Here is an 18,143-nt window from a genome sequence, read left to right as displayed (position 1 = left end):
CGATGGAACTAAAGCGCATTCTCCTAGTTGAGGACAGCATTAACGATGTTGAGTTAATCCTGACTTCACTGGCAGAAAACCATTTGGGCAATGAAGTCGTTGTCGTTCGTGACGGCGAAGAAGCATTGGATTACCTACACCGTCGAGGTTTATATCGTTTGCGCCGTGAGGGTCATCCGGTTGTGGTACTGCTGGATCTCAAGTTACCAAAAGTTGATGGCATAGAAGTTCTGATGCAACTCAAGGCTGATCCACAATTGCGAGTGGTGCCAGTGGTTGTGTTAACCTCTTCCCGTGAAGAGCAGGATCTAGCTCGCTGTTATGACCTTGGCGTCAATGGCTACGTGGTTAAGCCTATCGATTTTCATGAATTTGTTGAAGTCATTAGAGGGCTGGGGTTATTTTGGGCAATAATTAATGAACCACCCCCCGGTTCGTTACCTCCGGCACGAAGTACTCAAGGAGTTGCAGGAATATAGCAATGTCAGGTCTAAGATTTCTTTTGCTGGAAGATAGTTTGCTGGATGCAGAACTCATCTATGCCCTGCTGAGTGAAGGCGGTATTGCCTGCGAACAGGTACAGGTGAAGACGCAAGCTGAATTCCAGATGGCGCTAGAGCAAGATAGCTTTGACCTCATTCTTTCAGATTACTCCTTGCCTGGGTTTGATGGTATTACAGCCCTAAAGATGGCGCAGCATTACTGCCCGGATATCCCCTTCATTTTTATCACCGCAACAATGGGAGAAGAAGTCGCTATCGAAACCCTTAAAAGCGGTGCGACTGACTATGTCCTCAAGCAACGGTTAGACCGTCTGGTGCCCTCGGTACGCCGTGCGCTACGCGAAGCCCAGTATCAACGCGCCTGTAAAATTGCAGAGGCAGAACTACACCGCCGCGAACAGGAGTTTAGAGCTTTAGCGGAAAATTCACCAGACGCGATCGCCCGCATTGATGGAGAACTCCGCTACTGCTACGTAAATCCCGCAACAGAACTAGCAACAGGGATACCACTAGAAAAGTGGCTGGGTAAAACCGTTGCCGAAATGGGGTATCCAGAGAAACTTCATGAAGCTTGGGAAGCGAGATTGCGCCAAGTCTTTGCCACGGGATCTGGCTGCTGGATGGAGTTCAATTTTCCCTCACAAAAGGGACACATTTACTACCAAGTAAGGATTGTGCCAGAATATACTCAAAATGGCAACGTACAATCATTACTGAGCATTGCTCGTGACGTAACAGAGTACAAGCTGGCAGAACGAGCATTACAGGCAAGGGAAGCTGAGTTACGACAACAAAAGGAAGAATTGGAACGGGCAAACCGGATTAAGGATGAGTTTCTGGCAGTGCTTTCCCATGAGTTGCGATCGCCACTCAATGCCATCCTAGGCTGGTCAAAAATACTACGTACCCGCACATTGGATGCAACAAGCTTAAGTCGTGCCTTGGAAACAATTGAGCGCAACGCCAAGTTACAAACACAACTTATTGAAGATTTGCTCGATGTGTCTCGCATTATTAGTGGTAAGTTGACTCTGCGTCCCCATCCAACAAATCTGATTCCAGCAATTGAAGCCGCTATTGACACAATGCGTCTAGCAGCTCAAGCCAAATCAATCAATTTGCAATTTACAATTTTAGATTCTGGATTGGCAACGGCAGACAAGATGGCAAGCGGACAAGGAGAGATCTCCTGTCCTCCTCAATCCACAATCCAAAAGCCAAAATTCCTTGTTTTAGGCGACCCGAGCCGATTACAGCAAATTGTCTGGAATCTCCTGTCTAACGCCATTAAGTTTACCCCACAGGGAGGACGGGTAGAAGTGGATCTCAAAAGAGTGGGGGGAGATCAGGAAGATGAGACAAGGTCCTCTCCATTCCCGACTCCCCACTCCCCAGAGTATGTCAGAATTACGGTGAGAGATACAGGTATGGGGATAAATTCTAACTTTCTTCCTTACGTGTTTGATTCCTTTCGTCAGGCAGATGGTTCTACCACTCGTAAACATGGGGGTTTGGGATTGGGTTTGGCAATTGTACGTCACCTGGTAGAACTGCATGGTGGAACTGTCACAGCAGAGAGTGCAGGAGAAGGACAAGGAGCAACATTTACTGTGCATCTGCCAATCCTTGAGAAGAAAGGCGCAGGCAAATCAACATTATTATCTTCATTATCTTCATTATCTTCCTCATCTCCCTCATCTCCACTTGAAGGTGTGCGCGTCTTGGTCGTAGACGATGACGCTGACTCACGAGATTTTGTGGTATTTGCTTTGCAGGATTTTGGAGCAATTACCACTGCTGTCACCTCCGCTGCCTCAGCATTAGAGGTTCTGGCAACATTTCAACCAGATGTGCTCATCAGCGATATTGGTATGCCAGAAGAAGATGGCTACAGCCTGATTCGCCAAGTTAGGGCATTGCCACCCGAAAAGGGAGGACACATTCAGGCGATCGCCCTCACGGCATATGCTGGAGATAGAGATCGCCACTTGGCGATCGCGGCAGGTTTCCAAAAACATCTCTCTAAGCCCGTTATGCCAGATGAATTAGCGAATGTCGTAGCACAATTGCTTAGTCATTGAGTTAGTTGATAGTTGATAGTTGTTAGTTGTTAGTTGTTTTTACCCACTACCTACTACCTACTACCCACTTTCATAAGCATAAATTGTTTATTTTAAGCAATACTGGTACAAGAAGTTTTACGCAGAACACAAGAAATGGAAATTCGTGGAACTGATACCCCCCTTCTAAAATGGACGGGGGATGGTTTGGCAATTGGATTATTTGAAGATGCTGTAGAATTAACTGGCGAACTGGCAACTTTAGATGAAAATTTGGCTGGCAGTATAAAAGAGCTGATTACCGAAGAGGAATTTAAGGGTAAACAAGGCAGCAGTATTGTTACGCGAGTAGGTGCTGGTAGCCCGGTTCGTAAAATTATACTAGTAGGTTTAGGGAAACCCGAAGCTCTGACAATCGAAACCTTACGCAGAGCCGCCGCCGTCGTTGGCAGATTAGCTAAAAAGCAGAAGTGCAGAACTCTAGGAATTAGCCTGCCAATTTGGAACAACGACAGGGCGCAAACCGCGCAAGCACTTGCCGAAGGAGTTCAATTAGCTCTATACCAGGATAATCGCTTTAAATCTGAACCAGAGGATAAAGGTCCCCAAGTCGAACAAGTCGATTTACTAGGACTAGGTGGACAGGAAGCGGCTATTACCCGTGCCAATCAAATTTCCTCTGGTGTATTTTTGGCACGGCAGTTGGTAGCAGCGCCGGCTAACTCTGTGACACCAATAACTATGGCAGAAACTGCGGTTGCAATTGCCTCCGAACACAGTTTACAAGTAGAAATTCTCGAACAGGAAGACTGTGAAAGATTGGGTATGGGAGCTTTCTTGGGAGTTGCAAAAGCTTCTGAACTGCCACCTAAGTTTATTCACTTAACTTACAAACCAGCAGGGGCACCAAAACGCAAGATAGCGATTATTGGTAAAGGTGTAACATTCGACTCTGGTGGACTAAACATAAAAGGTGCTGGCAGCGGTATTGAAACGATGAAAATGGACATGGGTGGTGCTGCTGCCACCTTAGGTGCGGCAAAAGCCATTGGGCAACTCAAGCCAGATGTGGAAGTTCACTTCATCTCCGCTGTCACGGAGAATATGATCAGCGGTCACGCCATGCACCCAGGCGACATTCTAACTGCTTCCAACGGCAAAACTATTGAAGTCAACAATACCGATGCAGAAGGACGTTTGACCCTAGCAGATGCCTTAGTCTTTGCTGAGAAACTGGGAGTGGATGCAATTGTTGATTTAGCGACTCTCACGGGTGCTTGTATAATTGCCTTGGGAGATGAAATTGCTGGTTTGTTCTCTCCGGATGATGCTTTAGCTGGGCAGCTACAGAAAGCTGGTGAAACCGCAGGGGAAAAGTTTTGGCGGCTGCCAATGGAAGAAAAATACTTTGAAGGGCTGAAGTCCGGTATTGCCGACATGAAGAATACCGGACCGCGTGCTGGTGGTTCAATTACCGCTGCTTTATTCCTCAAGCAGTTTGTTAAAGAAACTCCTTGGGCGCACTTAGACGTTGCTGGTCCTGTTTGGACAGAAAAAGAAAATGGTTACAACAGTCCAGGTGCAACTGGCTTCGGTGTTCGTACCCTAGTCAATTGGGTTTTGAGTGAAGTTGAGTCAACGACTCCCGCTAAAGCCTAAATAGTTCTGATTGTCATATGGGACAGGTGTCCTCACCTGTCTCCTCAATTTAGGGCGGGCTTTCCAGCCCACCCCATAAGAGGTTGTTGAGAAGCTACTTCCTTTCCGGATGTGCCTTTTCTTCTGGTGAAGGAGTACCCATTTGGTTAATCACTTTGATCAGCTGGTACAACCGCCCTAAATCTCGTTGATTGAAGTACAAAATCAGACGAGGTAGCCCAAAGGTTTCATCTTGCGATTCTTGCGGTAAAGCCTGACTTTTTTCAATACGTCCTGTAACAAGAATGTCGCTGAAATCAGCATTGAGTTGTTCTACTTCCGCATCTGATATATCTATCTTCAGACGGATGACCAAGCGATCGCCCACGTAGCGGCAGGAGTGATAGACTTGGTAAAAGCTGGTAATGGCTTTGCAAGCTATATCCAGGTTGTCTGTCACTGTATAAAGGCTGGGGTCATCAGGACTGACTAGACCTTTTTGCACGAGTTGCTTCTCAATGTATTCGCTCCAAGACCGCCAATAATCGCCTCCTGGGTGGTCAATTAAAACTAGAGGTACTGGACCAAATTTACCTGTCTGGCTTAAGGTCATGCACTCAAATGCTTCGTCTTGAGTGCCAAAACCACCAGGAAACAAAGCTATAGCATCGCTTTCTTTTAAGAGAAACAGCTTGCGCGTGAAGAAATACTTGAAGTGTATCAGCTTAGGATCTCCCTCAATAATCGGGTTTGCCTGTTGCTCAAATGGGAGTTGAATATTTAAGCCAAAAGAATTTTCTCGTCCCGCACCTTCGTTACCCGCCTGCATAATTCCACCGCCACCGCCTGTCATGACCATAAATCCTAACCGACAAACATAACGAGCAAAGTCATATGCCATGAGGTATTCTGGTGTTTCTGGCGATAGGCGAGCAGAACCAAAGATCGTGACTTTGCGAACGTGTCGGTAGGCATAAAATAGCTGGAAACCCTGCTCCATATCCGCTAAAGCAGACGACAATATCTTCCAATCGAGACGCTCTATTTCTGCACTCTTGTGAGCTAAACGCACTATGGTCGCTAGTGCCTGCATGATATATTGCCGATGCTTCAACGTTGGTAAATGTTCAAATAATTCAGCGAGATCCGCTTGGAGAGATTCTAATGTGTCAAACGACGCTTCGGAGATCATGAGAACTGCTGCCAAAATGGCATTACATTCTATCTCAATTTAATGTTAAATTTATAAACCCCTAAGGAAAGTCGAAAGTCTAAAGCTTTTTGACTATTGACTCTTAGAACACTTGTTCACAATAAAATGCACCTTTGGTTAAATACGAACAAAGGTGCTGGTGACGATTCATGTTTACTTTACAAATAACTGCTATGATAGCCTACGCCCTGCCAAAGATACCTTGAACCACAAAGGTAACAAACCGATGAAGAGGCGAAACTTGCCGCCTCTCCACTGTTTACAAAAAATTACCTGACGCCCTTTACAAATCGAATACTCTCTAGCAGTTGTAAGGCAGTTGTGTTCAAAGATACTTTTCCAAAGTATTAGCTAGTGTCGTTTTCGGTACGGCACCAACCACCATATCAACTTTTTGTCCACCCTTAAAAATCATCAATGTAGGAATGCTGCGAATGCCGTATTGGCTAGCAACATTCGGGTTCTCATCGGTATTGACTTTAACTACCTTGAGTTGGTTTTCGTACTGGGAGGCGATTTCATCTACAACAGGGGCAACCATTCGGCAAGGTCCGCACCATGGTGCCCAAAAGTCAACTAAAACAGGAACCTCGCTATCTAGTACTTCCTGTTTAAAGGTGGAGTCTGTAACTTGTGCGGCTGCTGACATGCCTAAAAACCTTCGCCTATGATTATTTTGCTGTTTGCTGAAGATTCTACCATAGCAAAAACCACTGCCAAGCAGTCAGACACATACTTTTGCATAAGAGTGATGAACTTATTCAAAAATAGTTAATTAAGGAACCGCCCGAACAGTGTCCGGGCGGAGTGTGGTGTGAGGAGTGAACGGAAACATGCGTCTCCGCTATCTCTATTTTAGGCGACATATGCGATTTTTCCAGTAAGAGTTCGAGAGTCTGGAAAAATTTCTTTAAGATTAGGGGATGAGTGATTGGGCATTTTGAGTATTGGGTATTGAATATTTTTAAATGCCGGAATATAAGAATTTTCTTCCCAGTTCCCAAGTATCCAGCCCCCAGTACCCAGTTCCTTCACTTGCCCATACCTAATTGTTGTGCTTTTTGGTACACCTTGCCTTCGGTCAACAGAGAAGGAGCAATGACAACTTCTACTTGCTGCATTTCTTTAATGTTTTTGGCTCCCAAAGTGCCCATACTCGTCTTCAAGGCTCCCAAAAGATTATGAGTCCCATCATCAAGTTGTGCAGGTCCGGTGAGGATTTGCTCTAGGGTACCAGTGGTGCTGACACGAATGCGCGTACCACGAGGTAAGACTGGACTCGGAGTTGCCATTCCCCAATGGTATCCCCGTCCAGGAGCTTCAGCAGCTCTTGCAAAGGGAGAGCCAATCATCACTCCATCAGCACCACAGGCAATGCACTTGCAAATATCGCCACCTGTGATTAAACCACCATCAGCAATGACTGGCACATATTTGCCAGTTTCTTGGTAATAGTCATCCCGTGCAGCAGCACAGTCGGCGATCGCCGTTGCTTGTGGTAAACCTACACCTAGCACACCACGCGAGGTACACGCTGCACCAGGACCAATTCCCACAAGGACTGCTGCAGCCCCTGCTTTCATCAAATTGAGGCTGACTTCATAACTCACGCAGTTCCCTAATACCACAGGTATTGGCATTTCTTGGCAAAATTTTGCCAAATCCAGTGGTACAATAGACTCCGGTGACAGGTGTGCAGTAGAAACCACGGTTGCTTGCACAAAAAATAAATCTGCACCAGCTTTTGCCACCACTGAACCAAATTTACTTGCCCCTACAGGAGTTGCACTCACGGCTGCAATGCCACCTTGTTGTTTAATTTCCCTAATCCGTTGTTCAATTAATTCTGGTTTAATAGGTTCAGCATAAAGTTCTTGCATCAAGGGAACAAATTCATCTTTTCCCACTGAGGCAATCCGGTCTAAAATTGGGTCTGGGTTGGCATAGCGAGTGTGAATTCCTTCTAAGTTTAAGACACCCAATGCTCCTAGCTGTGATAAAAGGATAGCCATGCGAACATCGACTACGCTATCCATTGCACTAGCAATAATTGGGATTTCGCGCTCTATATTGCCAATGCGCCACTTAGTATCTGCCAAACTTGGATCTAGAGTTCTGTTACCCGGTACTAGGGCAATTTCATCTATTCCGTAAGCTCTACGAGCTGTCTTTGCTCGCCCAATTTGAATATCCACGTTTCACGTTCCCCGATCTATTTTAGCTAGGGTATCAAAATTATGAGGGTCTTTGCAGCGTTTTTGATTGAACTAAACAACGGTGATTCGTGGCTCCTGTAGAGGCATCAATCATGTCTAGTTTATGCCTATCAAGGATACCGGATTTCTCAAGGGTAGGCAGAGAAACAAAAATGAACAGCTGAACAGAGCAAATTTTGTTAATTGATTTTATAATTTTTAGGACTTACGCGCTGTATAAATATCTTCACCTCGCATACAGATATATAGATATTTTTTAATATTTTATATTACTTTTTTTTCTAAAAATAAAAAAATAATAGAAATAAATTAAATATTTCTGTTACGGAATCCACCCAAGATTGTTTGAAGTTTATTTTGGCAAGCTTGAAAGGTTATCTGAAAAGACCGATTTGCCATTCTATGAAACAAAGTGAAGCATTGAATACTTTTAAAATCTCCTCTTCAATAGAAGATTTATTTGTATTTAAATTAACTTTCTGTCAATGCGTAAGTTCTAGTTTTTTGTAGAAAATATTGCTTTTTAAACTTTAAATGCAATTTAATTTTACAAAAATGCATATTTTGTATCTGACAAATTTACAACTGAAAAAACTTGTAATTAGTGACGATATAGTTAGAGGATTAGAACAATGAGCGCAACTTTACAAAATCCACCTTCATTACAGTGGTCTATCTCTTTAGAATGGGAAGAAAATGGTCAACTAAAAACTCAGGAGATTTTCCAACAGCAGACCAAGAATGGTGAAATTACTGTTGGTCGTGCTGATTGCGATGTAAAACTGAATCATATGAGTGTATCAAAGGTACATGTTGAAATACGTTTTGATTTACAGCAACAACGCTTCTTTATTAAGAATTTGAGTCCACAAAATCTTTCTCTTATAGATGAGAAAGAACTAGAGTATAATAAAGAATTTGGCTTAAATGAAAATAGCATCATTACTCTAGGTGAGCAGAATCTCAAAGTAAATTCTATTGTCATTAGCACTCTTCCATCGACAGATTACTCATTTAAAGGAACCAAAGGAAGAAATTCCAGTACTTCAAGTGTAATTAGTCCAAGTGCTCATCCAAATCAGGCTAATTCTAACCCAATTTCAAGTCAGGTTAATCCTAATCAAAATTCACATCAGGTTAATCCCAGCCCCAGTGAAGATGATAAAAAGAAATCTTGTAATGACAAAGTGATTGTAACAGCAATAATAGCAGCTACAGCAACAATAATGGCATCGGGTATAACTGCACTATCTAGTTATTATGTAAGTAAAAATACTGCGAATCCGCAGATTCATCAGACAAAAGGACAAACAAATTTACGACCTGAAAAATAAAAACTCTATTTAGAGAGATATTTAAAACATAGAGAAAAAGTTCTCCAACTCAAGGAAAAAAATCCAGCTTACAATAAATTAGCTCTAAAAAATAATTGTCCTCAGTCTGTACTACCTGTAGCAGCTAGCTTTACTGCTTTAAATAACGTATTAGAGGCTGACTATTTAACCACTAGGAGGAGATATACCCCCTGTTTATATGATCAAGATATAATTGGATATTTTTACATATTAAAACTGAAAATAATAATCCGATTCTGTAAAAAAGTTTATTCAAGATGAGAATTTGAATTATATTGAATAACCTTTTCTTACTCCAAATATAAAAAAAGAACCAGTAGAATTTTACCAACTTAAATTTGATCCTAAAAGGTTAAGGTTAATGATTATACAACTAAGACCTTTACTTGTGAGGGAGATAAATTAGAGTTAAAATAAGGATATGCAAGACGAAAGCATTTAAAATCGCGACAAATGTCAAATAGCAAGTGAATTCTTAAGGTAGGCACAACAAAAAGAAAGCACTCAATTAACATTTACCACTTTCCAAAATACCTCGTAAATTTTAATTCCAGTGCTTCATTTCTTCTCACAACTTAACTATCTACCAAGTACGGATACAGCCTTGCAAGAACATCAAAAATTATGTTAATAACTTTATTGTAAGCATTTGCCAAAAGTGATAATCTAAAAATATAGGCAGAAAGGGTTCAACATAACTGAAGTATCCTTTAGGATAAAATGGATGCTAGTAGGCACAGTTCTCCGTAAACGCTACAAAATAGTAGGACGTTTGGGGGGTGGCGCTTTTGGCGAAACTTATTTAGCTGAAGACTTGGATTTGCCTTACCATCCCAAATGTGTAGTTAAACACCTTAGATCCAAAAACACTAAGTCAGAAGTTTTATATGTTGCTAGACGGCTATTCGAGAGTGAAGCAGAAAGTTTATCCCGCTTAAGTCAGTTTAGCAACCAAATCCCCAAATTGTTCGCTCATTTTGAGGAAAATGGCGAATTTTATCTAGTGCAAGAATTTGTAGACGGGCATGATTTGAGTGCAGAAATCATTCCTGGAATAGTCTGGAGTGAGAGTGCAGTTGTTAAATTGCTACAGGAGATTTTAGAAGTTTTGGTAGTAGTTCATCAGCAGAATATTATCCACCGGGATATTAAGCCTCAAAACTTAATGCGTCGCCGTGAGGATAACAAGATTGTGGTGATTGACTTTGGAGCAGTTAAAGAAATTAAAGGGTTGGTGGCGGATACTCAAGGTCAAGTAACTTCAACTATTATTATTGGCTCTCAGGGCTATATGCCAAATGAACAAGCTAATGGTAAGCCAAAACTATGTAGCGACATCTATGCAGTTGGAATGATTGGCATTCAGGCATTAACAGGCATAATACCTCATCAGCTTCCGGAAGATCCTAGTAGTGGGGAAGTCATTTGGCGAAAGTGGGCAAACGTAAGCAATAAACTGGCTGATGTTTTAACAAAAATGGTGCGTTACAACTTTAGCCAGCGATACCAGTCAGTACCAGAGGCGTTGGAAGCTTTGGCTCTTGTGTCTCCACCAACATCACTATCAGCAAACTGGTGGAAATTGCTATTTCCAAAGCAAGCTTTAGTTGGGACAGGAGTGCTTGCAATGCTTATGATCATTACTTTGACTTGGCTTACAAAAACGACACCACACACAGATGACAATGACAACTTTACTCAACTACCGTGTGATTCTAAGTTATCGCCAGATTCTTTACCTCCTCTACCAAAAAAATCACCAGACAAAGAATTTAAAGATTCCAAATATTATGGATCTTTCGATAATAATTTGAATGGCAAAGGGAGTTTAATGTTTGAGAATAATAGATTCTACGGAAACTTCATAAATGGTAATCTTACTGGCTGTGGAGTGATCTTATACTCTCCAACAGTAAAGGGAGAGAAAAAGTATGTATCTGTAGGTCAGTTTGTTGATAACAAATTAAATGGACTAGGAAAAATAACATGGGAAGATGGTGTGGAATATAGAGGTAACTTTAAAAATGGCAAATGTGAGGGATTAGGAATCCTTAAGTTTGCAGATGGAACATTAAAAAAAGGAATTTGGAAGAAAGGAAATTTGCCAGGAAGTCAATCAACATGCAACAGATAGGAAATTTAAATAGTGTAACTTATAGCATTAATTTTAATGATTGATCCTGGTAGATATTAATAATGACTATAAGCCGGGTATATCTAGGAAAAATGAATCAAAAATTGTTGAAATTGAAATTGATATTTCCCACAGCTTTTTTACTCTTTGTAGCGGCTTGTTTTATTGCTGCTATTCCTCTACAAAGAGTTTTGGGTCAACCAACACCAACACCTCCAACACCACCAGAGCCAACCACAGAACCAACCACAACACCCACTACAACACCCAGCACAGAACCAACCACAACACCCACTACAACACCCAACACAGAGCCAATCACAACACCCAACACAGAGCCAACCACAACACCCACTACAACACCCAACACAGAGCCAACCACAACACCCACTACAACACCCAACACAGAGCCAACCACAACACCCACTACAACACCCAGCACAGAACCAACCACAGCACCCACTACAACACCCAACACAGAGCCAACCACAACACCAACTACGCGTAAAAAACCAACAACACCAACTACGCGTAAAAAACCAACAACACCAACTACACGTAAAAAACCAACAACACCAACTACACGTAAAAAACCAACAACACCAACACAAACAACAGAGCCAACTACACGTACAAAGCCAATTCGAGGAAAAGGGTAAACCTTTTTAAGTTGTGAGATTGGAAAAACTAGTGAGTTCCAAATTGGAACTTAGACTTCAAGATAGTTGATTTCTAAGTTCTAAATTCTTTTTGGTAAATAAAGGCGATGTTAAAACCTAAGTAGATTTACTATAGACTTAATATATAAAGAACGTATGAGTAATACCTTGTATTACCGCAGTGCTTTCAAATTTGGTTTGACGACGATCGCACTACTTTTCTCGGTGCAACTACATGCTACAGCCCAGACGACAGTCGAGCAAAAAATAACTGGTGACGAAACCATTAATCAGTTAAACTCTCCTCCAATGCAGTCAACCCTTCCCAGTACTGCTGAACGAAGGCGTCGTTTACTTCTCAGGCTCAAGCGTCCAGTTCAGCCAGGTTCTCCTCCTATACAGCCAACTATTCCTAATACTTCCGAGCAAAAGATCCGTTTACTACTTAACCTTAAGCAAAGGAGACTTTACGTTTATAAAGGCGATACTTTACAAGCGAGCTACCCCGTGGCTGTAGGGAAACCGGGATGGGAAACGCCTACAGGCAAATTTACAGTTATTAATAGGGTTGAAAACCCAGCTTGGGAAAACCCATTCGTTGCCAACAGAGAAGTCGTCCCTCCAGGTCCAAAGAACCCTCTAGGAGAACGTTGGATTGGATTTTGGACCGATGGAAAAGACCAAATTGGATTTCATGGCACTTATAACAGAGACACTGTAGGGAAAGCAGTTTCTCATGGTTGTATTCGTATGTATAACGAGGACGTGCGAAAACTGTATGAGATGGTGACAATAGGAACCCCTGTAGTCGTGATCCGTTAACAAGACTAAATAACTCTTGACTTTTGAATGCTAATCGGATATGGGAAGCATTGCACGTGCCTAGTGTTGCAAACCCTCCTGTAGCGCCGATACCTTTCGCCTAATTTCACCCAAAAAGGTGAGCACCATAGGGGATAGAGTTGTTACTATAATTTCATATTTCATTCAGGTTAGATGTTTTTGAAGCCTTGATCCAATCTGAGACTTTAGAACTACTGGAATGGTCTCGCCTCTGCCAGCACTTGTCTACCTTTGCGGCAACTAAACTGGGGGCTATTGCTGCACGCCATCTCAGAATTCCTGCTACGCAATCGCAAAGCGAGGATTTGTTAGTCCAAACAAAGGAAGTCTACGAACTGGAAAGCCGCCTAGGTACGGGGCTTTCGTTTGATGGAATTCAAGATATTGGCGATTCTTTGGAACGCGCACAACTGCAAGGAATTTTGACAGGCGATGAACTATTGGCGATCGCCACCACTCTGGCTGGCACAAGAAACGTACGCCGTGTCATCGACAATCACCCAGATTTGACGATATTAAATGAATTGGTTGCTGATTTACGGACTTATCCAGAATTAGAGCAAGAAATTCACCGATGTATAGATGAAAGAGGACAGGTTACTGACCGCGCCAGCCAAAAACTCACTGAAATTCGCACTTCTCTACGGCAATTACGCAGTCAAATTACCCAAAAACTGCAAAATATCTTACAGGTAAAAGCGAATGCAGTTCAAGAACAAATCATTACTCAAAGAGGCGATCGCTTTGTGATTCCGGTAAAAGCGCCCCAAAAAGACGCCATACCGGGCATTGTCCACGATACTTCCAGCAGCGGCGCCACGTTGTATGTGGAACCGAATTCCATAGTTCCTTTAGGAAACCAATTGCGGCAGTTGGTAAGAAGAGAGCAAATAGAAGAAGAGGCAATTCGCCGCATTATAACTCAGCAAGTGGCTGCAGTCACGCCAGATTTAGAAAGGTTGTTAGCAATTGTCACTACCTTGGATTTGGCATTGGCAAAAGCACGTTACAGTTTATGGTTAAAAGCAAATCCCCCCCGCTTTATTAAGCGCGAGGAAAACGAAAGCATTACCTTGCGGCAGTTGCGTCATCCGCTTTTGGAATGGCAGCATCACCACGAACAAGGACATCCAGTCGTTCCTGTAGATTTGCTCATTCAGCCGCAAATTCGGGTAGTTACGATTACCGGCCCAAACACTGGCGGTAAAACTGTGACTTTGAAAACCCTGGGTTTGGCAGTATTGATGGCGAAAGTAGGTTTATTTGTGCCTGCTCGCGAACCAGTAGAATTACCTTGGTTTGACAAGGTGTTGGCAGATATAGGAGATGAACAGTCCCTACAGCAAAATTTATCCACCTTCTCTGGGCACATCCGCCGCATCAGCCGGATTTTGGAAGCGATAGACGAAGAGGAGACACGGGGACACGGGGACGAGGAGAATAATTCTTTCCCCCCCTCCTCCCTCATCCTCCTCGACGAAGTGGGTGCAGGAACAGACCCAGCGGAAGGAAGTGCTTTGGCAATATCACTCCTGCAATATCTAGCAGACCATGCCCTGTTGACTATTGCGACCACTCACTTTGGTGAACTCAAAGCGCTGAAATACCAAGATGAGCGGTTTGAAAATGCCTCTGTAGAATTTGATGAAAGTACCCTTTCACCCACTTACCGTCTGCTTTGGGGAATTCCAGGACGTTCCAACGCCCTCACAATTGCCCGTCGCTTAGGGTTGAAACTAGAAGTTGTGGAACAGGCGAAAACCCAACTGGGAGGAGCAACAGACGAAGTCAATCAGGTGATTGCTGGTTTGGAAGCGCAACGCCGCCGTCAGGAAACTAAAGCGGAACAAGCACAGGATTTGTTGCAGCAAGCAGAACGTTTATACAAAGAGGTATCCGCAAAAGCCACAGCACTAGAGGAAAGGGAACAAGGTTTGCGTGCCTCACAAGAGGTGGCAGTGCAGCAGGCAATTACCCAAGCAAAAGGTGAAGTAGCCCAAGTGATTCGGCGCTTGCAACAAGGGAAGCCAACAGCACAAGATGCCCAACAAGCAACAAATGCTTTGAACCAGATAGCGGGAAAATTTATACCAGAACCCCCACCAAAACCAAAAGTGGGATTTATTCCCAAAGTGGGCGATCGCATCCGTATACCCAAGTTGGGGCAAACAGCAGAAGTTTTAACTGCTCCTGATGAGGATGGTGAGTTAACTGTCCGTTTTGGGATCATGAAGATGACGGTGAAGCTAGAAGACGTAGAATCTTTAGATGGTCAAAAAGCTGAATCAGTCGTCAAGCCGAAAGCGATGTCAACAACAGCCTCAGTGCCTTCTGCACCACAACCAACCCTCGCAATTCGCACATCCCAAAATACAGTAGATTTGCGCGGACGTAGGGTGTCTGATGCGGAATTTATCTTAGATAAGGCAATTTCGGAAGCCACAGGATCAGTATGGATTATTCACGGACATGGCACGGGTAAGCTGCGACAAGGTGTTCACTCCTTCTTGCACCAGCATCCCAGAGTCAGTCGCTACGAAGCAGCAGAACAAGCCGACGGCGGCACTGGTGTAACAATTGCTTACGTTAAATAAAACGTAAAATAAAACTAATAGTATTGGATAACCTGGTTTCTTAGAGAATCCGGGTTTTTATTGTGCAAGAATTATAACTGAAATAATCACTTGTGAACAATTGCGCTACGATGAATAGCGATTGGCTACTAGCGATTATCTGTATTCACCAATGTTTATTTTTACCAAAGAATAAAAATTTACCATATGTGTCTGGCAGACTAAGCAGAATTAATGAAGCTTATAGTTTTTTCAAAAAACTTTATACTTTTTCGTCCTAGAGTAAGACAAAGACCTCTGCTGTTGACCAAAGTAATAGAAGCTGTAGCTCCCGGCTTCAGCTAATAGTGATTGGAAACCAATCTTAACCCTTGAGAGTCTGGTTTCAAAATGGGTAACAGCAACAGCCCCTACCAGCCTGATCACCTATGCTAAAAGTTATGCACTCTGCCGCTGATTCACCCGCTCCAACTTCTCAGTGGGAGGATTTAATTAACCTCCCAGCCCCAAACTCAGTTCAATGGGACAATATCAAGACCCAGCTGGACTTGGTGCTGTTGGCGTTAGAAACATTAACTGGCATTGGCTCCGAGGCAATGCTACAAGCGGCAGTTCATCTGAATTTAGAGTCAAGAGTGCCAGACCGTGTAGCGCTATGGCGGCTGCGCCAATCAAATCCGCTACGTAAAGGTCAAGGAGGGCGGAAAAAACTAGATGTGGAGGAAGCTAGAGCGCTTGTTCTCATTACTTGCTACCTTGCCAAACAGCACCAAGAATTAATTCGCCGTGCTGTTGGTCTTTTAGAACAAATGGCGGAAGACAAGCGCGAACCTCATCAGGCTGCTTTACTTGGAGATTATATTGATGCTTTCTGCAACACCTACCAAGAGCGGATGGAGGAAGACTCGACAATCTCCACTGATGAACTGACCCACCTAGCACTGAAACTGCTCATAGATTTACTTTTTTACAGTGGACCCGGTGGACACCGCCGTCTCTGGTTAGCACTTATTGACCGTTCAACCAATTTCTAGATTTGAGATTTCTGAGATTTTAGGTTTCCCAAACAAAAATCAAAATCAAAAAATCAAAAATCAAAAATATCCTGCTCGCAGTTCTTGCCATGCCTGTATCAAATTCTGTGATCCGTCGGTATACACCGCCCACTTGCACGCTAGAAGTCTTGGCGCAGAGCTCAGCTTTGTCTCAGTGGATGGGTAAATCTATCCTCAAGCAGCTACAGTTTGAGCTTCGCTTTGACGACCCGCGATTGCCAGAGGAAAAGAGAATCGCAATTCGAGGCGACAGCAACCAGCTGGAGGCTTTGTGTGCAGTGGTGACAAACTACGTCCAAGAGTTCCTCCAAATGTCTCCTGAAAACTTTTGGAGAATCTCTACAACAAAGGATGCAAGCATAGCCTTTGATGACCCTGAAGAAAAAGATTTTAACAATCCCCCTTCACAACAAACTCACACAGTAAACTCCTTTACCGAAATACCGGGTGCAGACATACAAATAAAACCGAGTAGTCACTTAACTCACAATTTGTTTCTTGGTTCTCTAGCAACCCAAGCATCAGGTCATGTCATTGAACTTAGTTTGCTGCAATTATTCGATTTAGCAACTGCCCTGGATGAATATTCTGCTGATGTCATGGCACTGCCAAATCTCACCCCTCGTTCTGCGAGGAGTCGCATACCCACTTGGGCACCTGTGGCAGCAGTTCTGGTGATTGGTGTGGGTTTAGCACCAGTCACTTGGCAGTATGCTAACCACGTCAGACAACAGGAGACAGCTAAAAAACAAACTTCGACACAAGAGAAAATTGCCTTAGAACCCTCGCCTTCACAGAACCTATCCACACCAACGGCTGTACCGACATTCGCTCCCCCAGATCTTTTGCCCTCGCAGTCACTGCCACCCTTTGGTTCTACCTTACCAGTGCCTAATTCTACTGGTTCCCCACCGATAGCTCAAACATTGCCAAGCGTGCCTGCGACACCTCAAACATCTGCAACCTCACTCCCTGCTACACTCCCAACATCCCCAAGTCTAGGTAATTTCTCCACAGCCCCTTTACCATCTTCAGGAAGTACGCTGAATATACCTGGAACAACAAAACCTCCAAGTCTGTCAACCTCTCCACCGAACCTAGAACCAAAGCAACGAATTGCCATTCAGTCTAATCCTCGGCTCAACAATACGACACCAACTCCAAACAGCGGCGCTTCTTCTGGATTAACTCAACAGAATTTGCCACCTAGCAATTTACCCAGCAACATACCTCCCGATACCTCACCAGTCTCCCCCCCATCAATAGCCACCTTACCAGATTCCAGTATTGGTGCTAACCGTGAGCCATCGTACTCGCAACCAGGCACCTCTGTACCAAGTGGTACTGATATATTAATCTCTAGATTGCGGGAAGCTCGCAGAAGCAGGAGTCCTCTTTCGACAGAAGTTGCTACTACCAGTACCAGTAGTGAAACTTTGTTTGATACGGCTCAAGTGTCACAAGCTCGAGATGTGTTGAAAAAACGCTGGCAACCGCCGTCTGGTTTAAGGCAAAGCATTGAGTACAGCTTAGTAGTTGGTGTTGACGGCAAAATTGAGCGAATTTTACCCTTAGGAAAAGCTGCAAGAGATTATGTTGACCGCACAGGGATGCCCCTCATTGGTGAACCTTTTGTTTCACCTAATAAAAATGGACAACCTGTAAAAATTCGAGCTGTTTTTAGTCCCGATGGCAAGGTGCAGGCTTTTCCAGAAACGGAATAGAAGGCATTGCACAGCGAGAAAAATTAAGGCTTGAGACCTTGTACAAAACTTTTAATAGGACTGAAAATGATGGAGTAAAGTAGTAAAGTTTCTCATCTTTCAATGTCAAAAAAATTTAAGTCTGTGGACTGGTTTGATGTCCTTTAATATAAAAAACAGGAGGACAGTTC

The 18,143-nt window shown here is 43.4% G+C and carries 13 protein-coding genes and 1 pseudogene; 10 read left to right on the top strand and 4 right to left on the bottom strand.

All coding sequences use genetic code 11. The features are described from left to right. The first annotated feature begins 2 nt into the window (after positions 1-2). The 3 genes from MAS10914_RS0109825 (at position 3) to MAS10914_RS0109815 (ending at position 4,222) form a co-directional block, all read left to right on the top strand. Positions 3-479, top strand: a complete 477-nt coding sequence (locus MAS10914_RS0109825) for a response regulator (protein ID WP_017315760.1) — start codon at positions 3-5, stop codon at positions 477-479. 2 nt (positions 480-481) lie between these two features. Beyond that, positions 482-2,584 (top strand): hybrid sensor histidine kinase/response regulator, encoded by a 2,103-nt coding sequence (locus tag MAS10914_RS0109820; protein WP_017315759.1) that lies wholly within the window; start codon positions 482-484, stop codon positions 2,582-2,584. 135 nt (positions 2,585-2,719) lie between these two features. Next, on the top strand, positions 2,720-4,222 hold the full coding sequence (locus MAS10914_RS0109815; RefSeq protein WP_017315758.1) for a leucyl aminopeptidase: 1,503 nt from the start codon (positions 2,720-2,722) through the stop codon (positions 4,220-4,222). Positions 4,223-4,316: 94 nt separating this feature from the next. Here MAS10914_RS0109815 and MAS10914_RS0109810 read toward each other — a convergent pair whose 3' ends face one another. From MAS10914_RS0109810 to MAS10914_RS0109795, 3 genes are all read right to left on the bottom strand, one after another. Next, complete coding sequence (locus tag MAS10914_RS0109810; protein WP_017315757.1) at positions 4,317-5,393, bottom strand: LOG family protein; 1,077 nt, start codon at positions 5,391-5,393, stop codon at positions 4,317-4,319. Between the two features lie 346 nt (positions 5,394-5,739). Further along, a complete protein-coding gene (gene trxA / locus MAS10914_RS0109805) occupies positions 5,740-6,108 on the bottom strand; it encodes a thioredoxin (protein ID WP_269635088.1) in 369 nt (122 codons plus the stop codon). A gap of 337 nt (positions 6,109-6,445) precedes the next feature. Then, positions 6,446-7,609, bottom strand: coding sequence for a GuaB3 family IMP dehydrogenase-related protein (locus MAS10914_RS0109795; protein WP_017315754.1), 1,164 nt, complete (start codon positions 7,607-7,609; stop codon positions 6,446-6,448). Positions 7,610-8,262: 653 nt separating this feature from the next. Here MAS10914_RS0109795 and MAS10914_RS32060 point away from each other — a divergent pair. The 3 genes and pseudogenes from MAS10914_RS32060 (at position 8,263) to MAS10914_RS36385 (ending at position 11,119) form a co-directional block, all read left to right on the top strand. Beyond that, a complete protein-coding gene (locus tag MAS10914_RS32060) occupies positions 8,263-8,964 on the top strand; it encodes an FHA domain-containing protein (protein ID WP_017315753.1) in 702 nt (233 codons plus the stop codon). Positions 8,965-9,709: 745 nt separating this feature from the next. Continuing rightward, positions 9,710-10,546 (top strand): annotated as a pseudogene (locus MAS10914_RS35465) (protein kinase domain-containing protein); the annotation flags it as partial. Positions 10,547-10,612: 66 nt separating this feature from the next. Beyond that, entirely contained in the window at positions 10,613-11,119 is a 507-nt protein-coding gene (locus tag MAS10914_RS36385) for an MORN repeat-containing protein (protein WP_332248835.1), read from the top strand. 196 nt (positions 11,120-11,315) lie between these two features. Here the strand turns inward: MAS10914_RS36385 and MAS10914_RS32695 are convergent, their stop codons facing one another. Further along, complete coding sequence (locus MAS10914_RS32695; RefSeq protein ID WP_084786340.1) at positions 11,316-11,609, bottom strand: hypothetical protein; 294 nt, start codon at positions 11,607-11,609, stop codon at positions 11,316-11,318. Between the two features lie 325 nt (positions 11,610-11,934). Here MAS10914_RS32695 and MAS10914_RS32045 point away from each other — a divergent pair, with 325 nt between their 5' ends. From MAS10914_RS32045 to MAS10914_RS0109760, 4 genes are all read left to right on the top strand, one after another. Continuing rightward, the gene (locus MAS10914_RS32045) at positions 11,935-12,600 is read left to right on the top strand and encodes a L,D-transpeptidase (RefSeq protein ID WP_017315750.1); all 666 of its coding nucleotides are present in this window, start codon (positions 11,935-11,937) and stop codon (positions 12,598-12,600) included. A gap of 188 nt (positions 12,601-12,788) precedes the next feature. Continuing rightward, the gene (locus MAS10914_RS0109770; RefSeq protein ID WP_026082450.1) at positions 12,789-15,215 is read left to right on the top strand and encodes an endonuclease MutS2; all 2,427 of its coding nucleotides are present in this window, start codon (positions 12,789-12,791) and stop codon (positions 15,213-15,215) included. 407 nt (positions 15,216-15,622) lie between these two features. Then, the gene (locus MAS10914_RS0109765) at positions 15,623-16,228 is read left to right on the top strand and encodes a DUF3038 domain-containing protein (RefSeq protein WP_026082449.1); all 606 of its coding nucleotides are present in this window, start codon (positions 15,623-15,625) and stop codon (positions 16,226-16,228) included. Positions 16,229-16,317: 89 nt separating this feature from the next. Further along, a complete protein-coding gene (locus tag MAS10914_RS0109760) occupies positions 16,318-17,973 on the top strand; it encodes a DUF4335 domain-containing protein (protein ID WP_026082448.1) in 1,656 nt (551 codons plus the stop codon). Positions 17,974-18,143 lie beyond the last annotated feature (170 nt).

The organism is Mastigocladopsis repens PCC 10914, assembly GCF_000315565.1.
In the GTDB taxonomy this organism is placed as follows: domain Bacteria; phylum Cyanobacteriota; class Cyanobacteriia; order Cyanobacteriales; family Nostocaceae; genus Mastigocladopsis; species Mastigocladopsis repens.
Note: the sequence above shows the minus strand (reverse complement) of the source record. Positions and strands in the feature narration are given on the sequence as shown.

What these genes read in the sequence shown, in the direction of transcription:
- MAS10914_RS0109825 (WP_017315760.1), top strand. Translation starts at nt 3, where the DNA reads ATGGAACTAAAGCGCATTCTCCTAGTTGAGGACAGCATTAACGATGTT.
- MAS10914_RS0109820 (WP_017315759.1), top strand. Translation starts at nt 482, where the DNA reads ATGTCAGGTCTAAGATTTCTTTTGCTGGAAGATAGTTTGCTGGATGCA.
- MAS10914_RS0109815 (WP_017315758.1), top strand. Translation starts at nt 2,720, where the DNA reads ATGGAAATTCGTGGAACTGATACCCCCCTTCTAAAATGGACGGGGGAT.
- MAS10914_RS0109810 (WP_017315757.1), bottom strand. Translation starts at nt 5,393, where the DNA reads ATGATCTCCGAAGCGTCGTTTGACACATTAGAATCTCTCCAAGCGGAT.
- MAS10914_RS32060 (WP_017315753.1), top strand. Translation starts at nt 8,263, where the DNA reads ATGAGCGCAACTTTACAAAATCCACCTTCATTACAGTGGTCTATCTCT.
- MAS10914_RS36385 (WP_332248835.1), top strand. Translation starts at nt 10,613, where the DNA reads ATGCTTATGATCATTACTTTGACTTGGCTTACAAAAACGACACCACAC.
- MAS10914_RS32045 (WP_017315750.1), top strand. Translation starts at nt 11,935, where the DNA reads ATGAGTAATACCTTGTATTACCGCAGTGCTTTCAAATTTGGTTTGACG.
- MAS10914_RS0109765 (WP_026082449.1), top strand. Translation starts at nt 15,623, where the DNA reads ATGCTAAAAGTTATGCACTCTGCCGCTGATTCACCCGCTCCAACTTCT.
- MAS10914_RS0109760 (WP_026082448.1), top strand. Translation starts at nt 16,318, where the DNA reads ATGCCTGTATCAAATTCTGTGATCCGTCGGTATACACCGCCCACTTGC.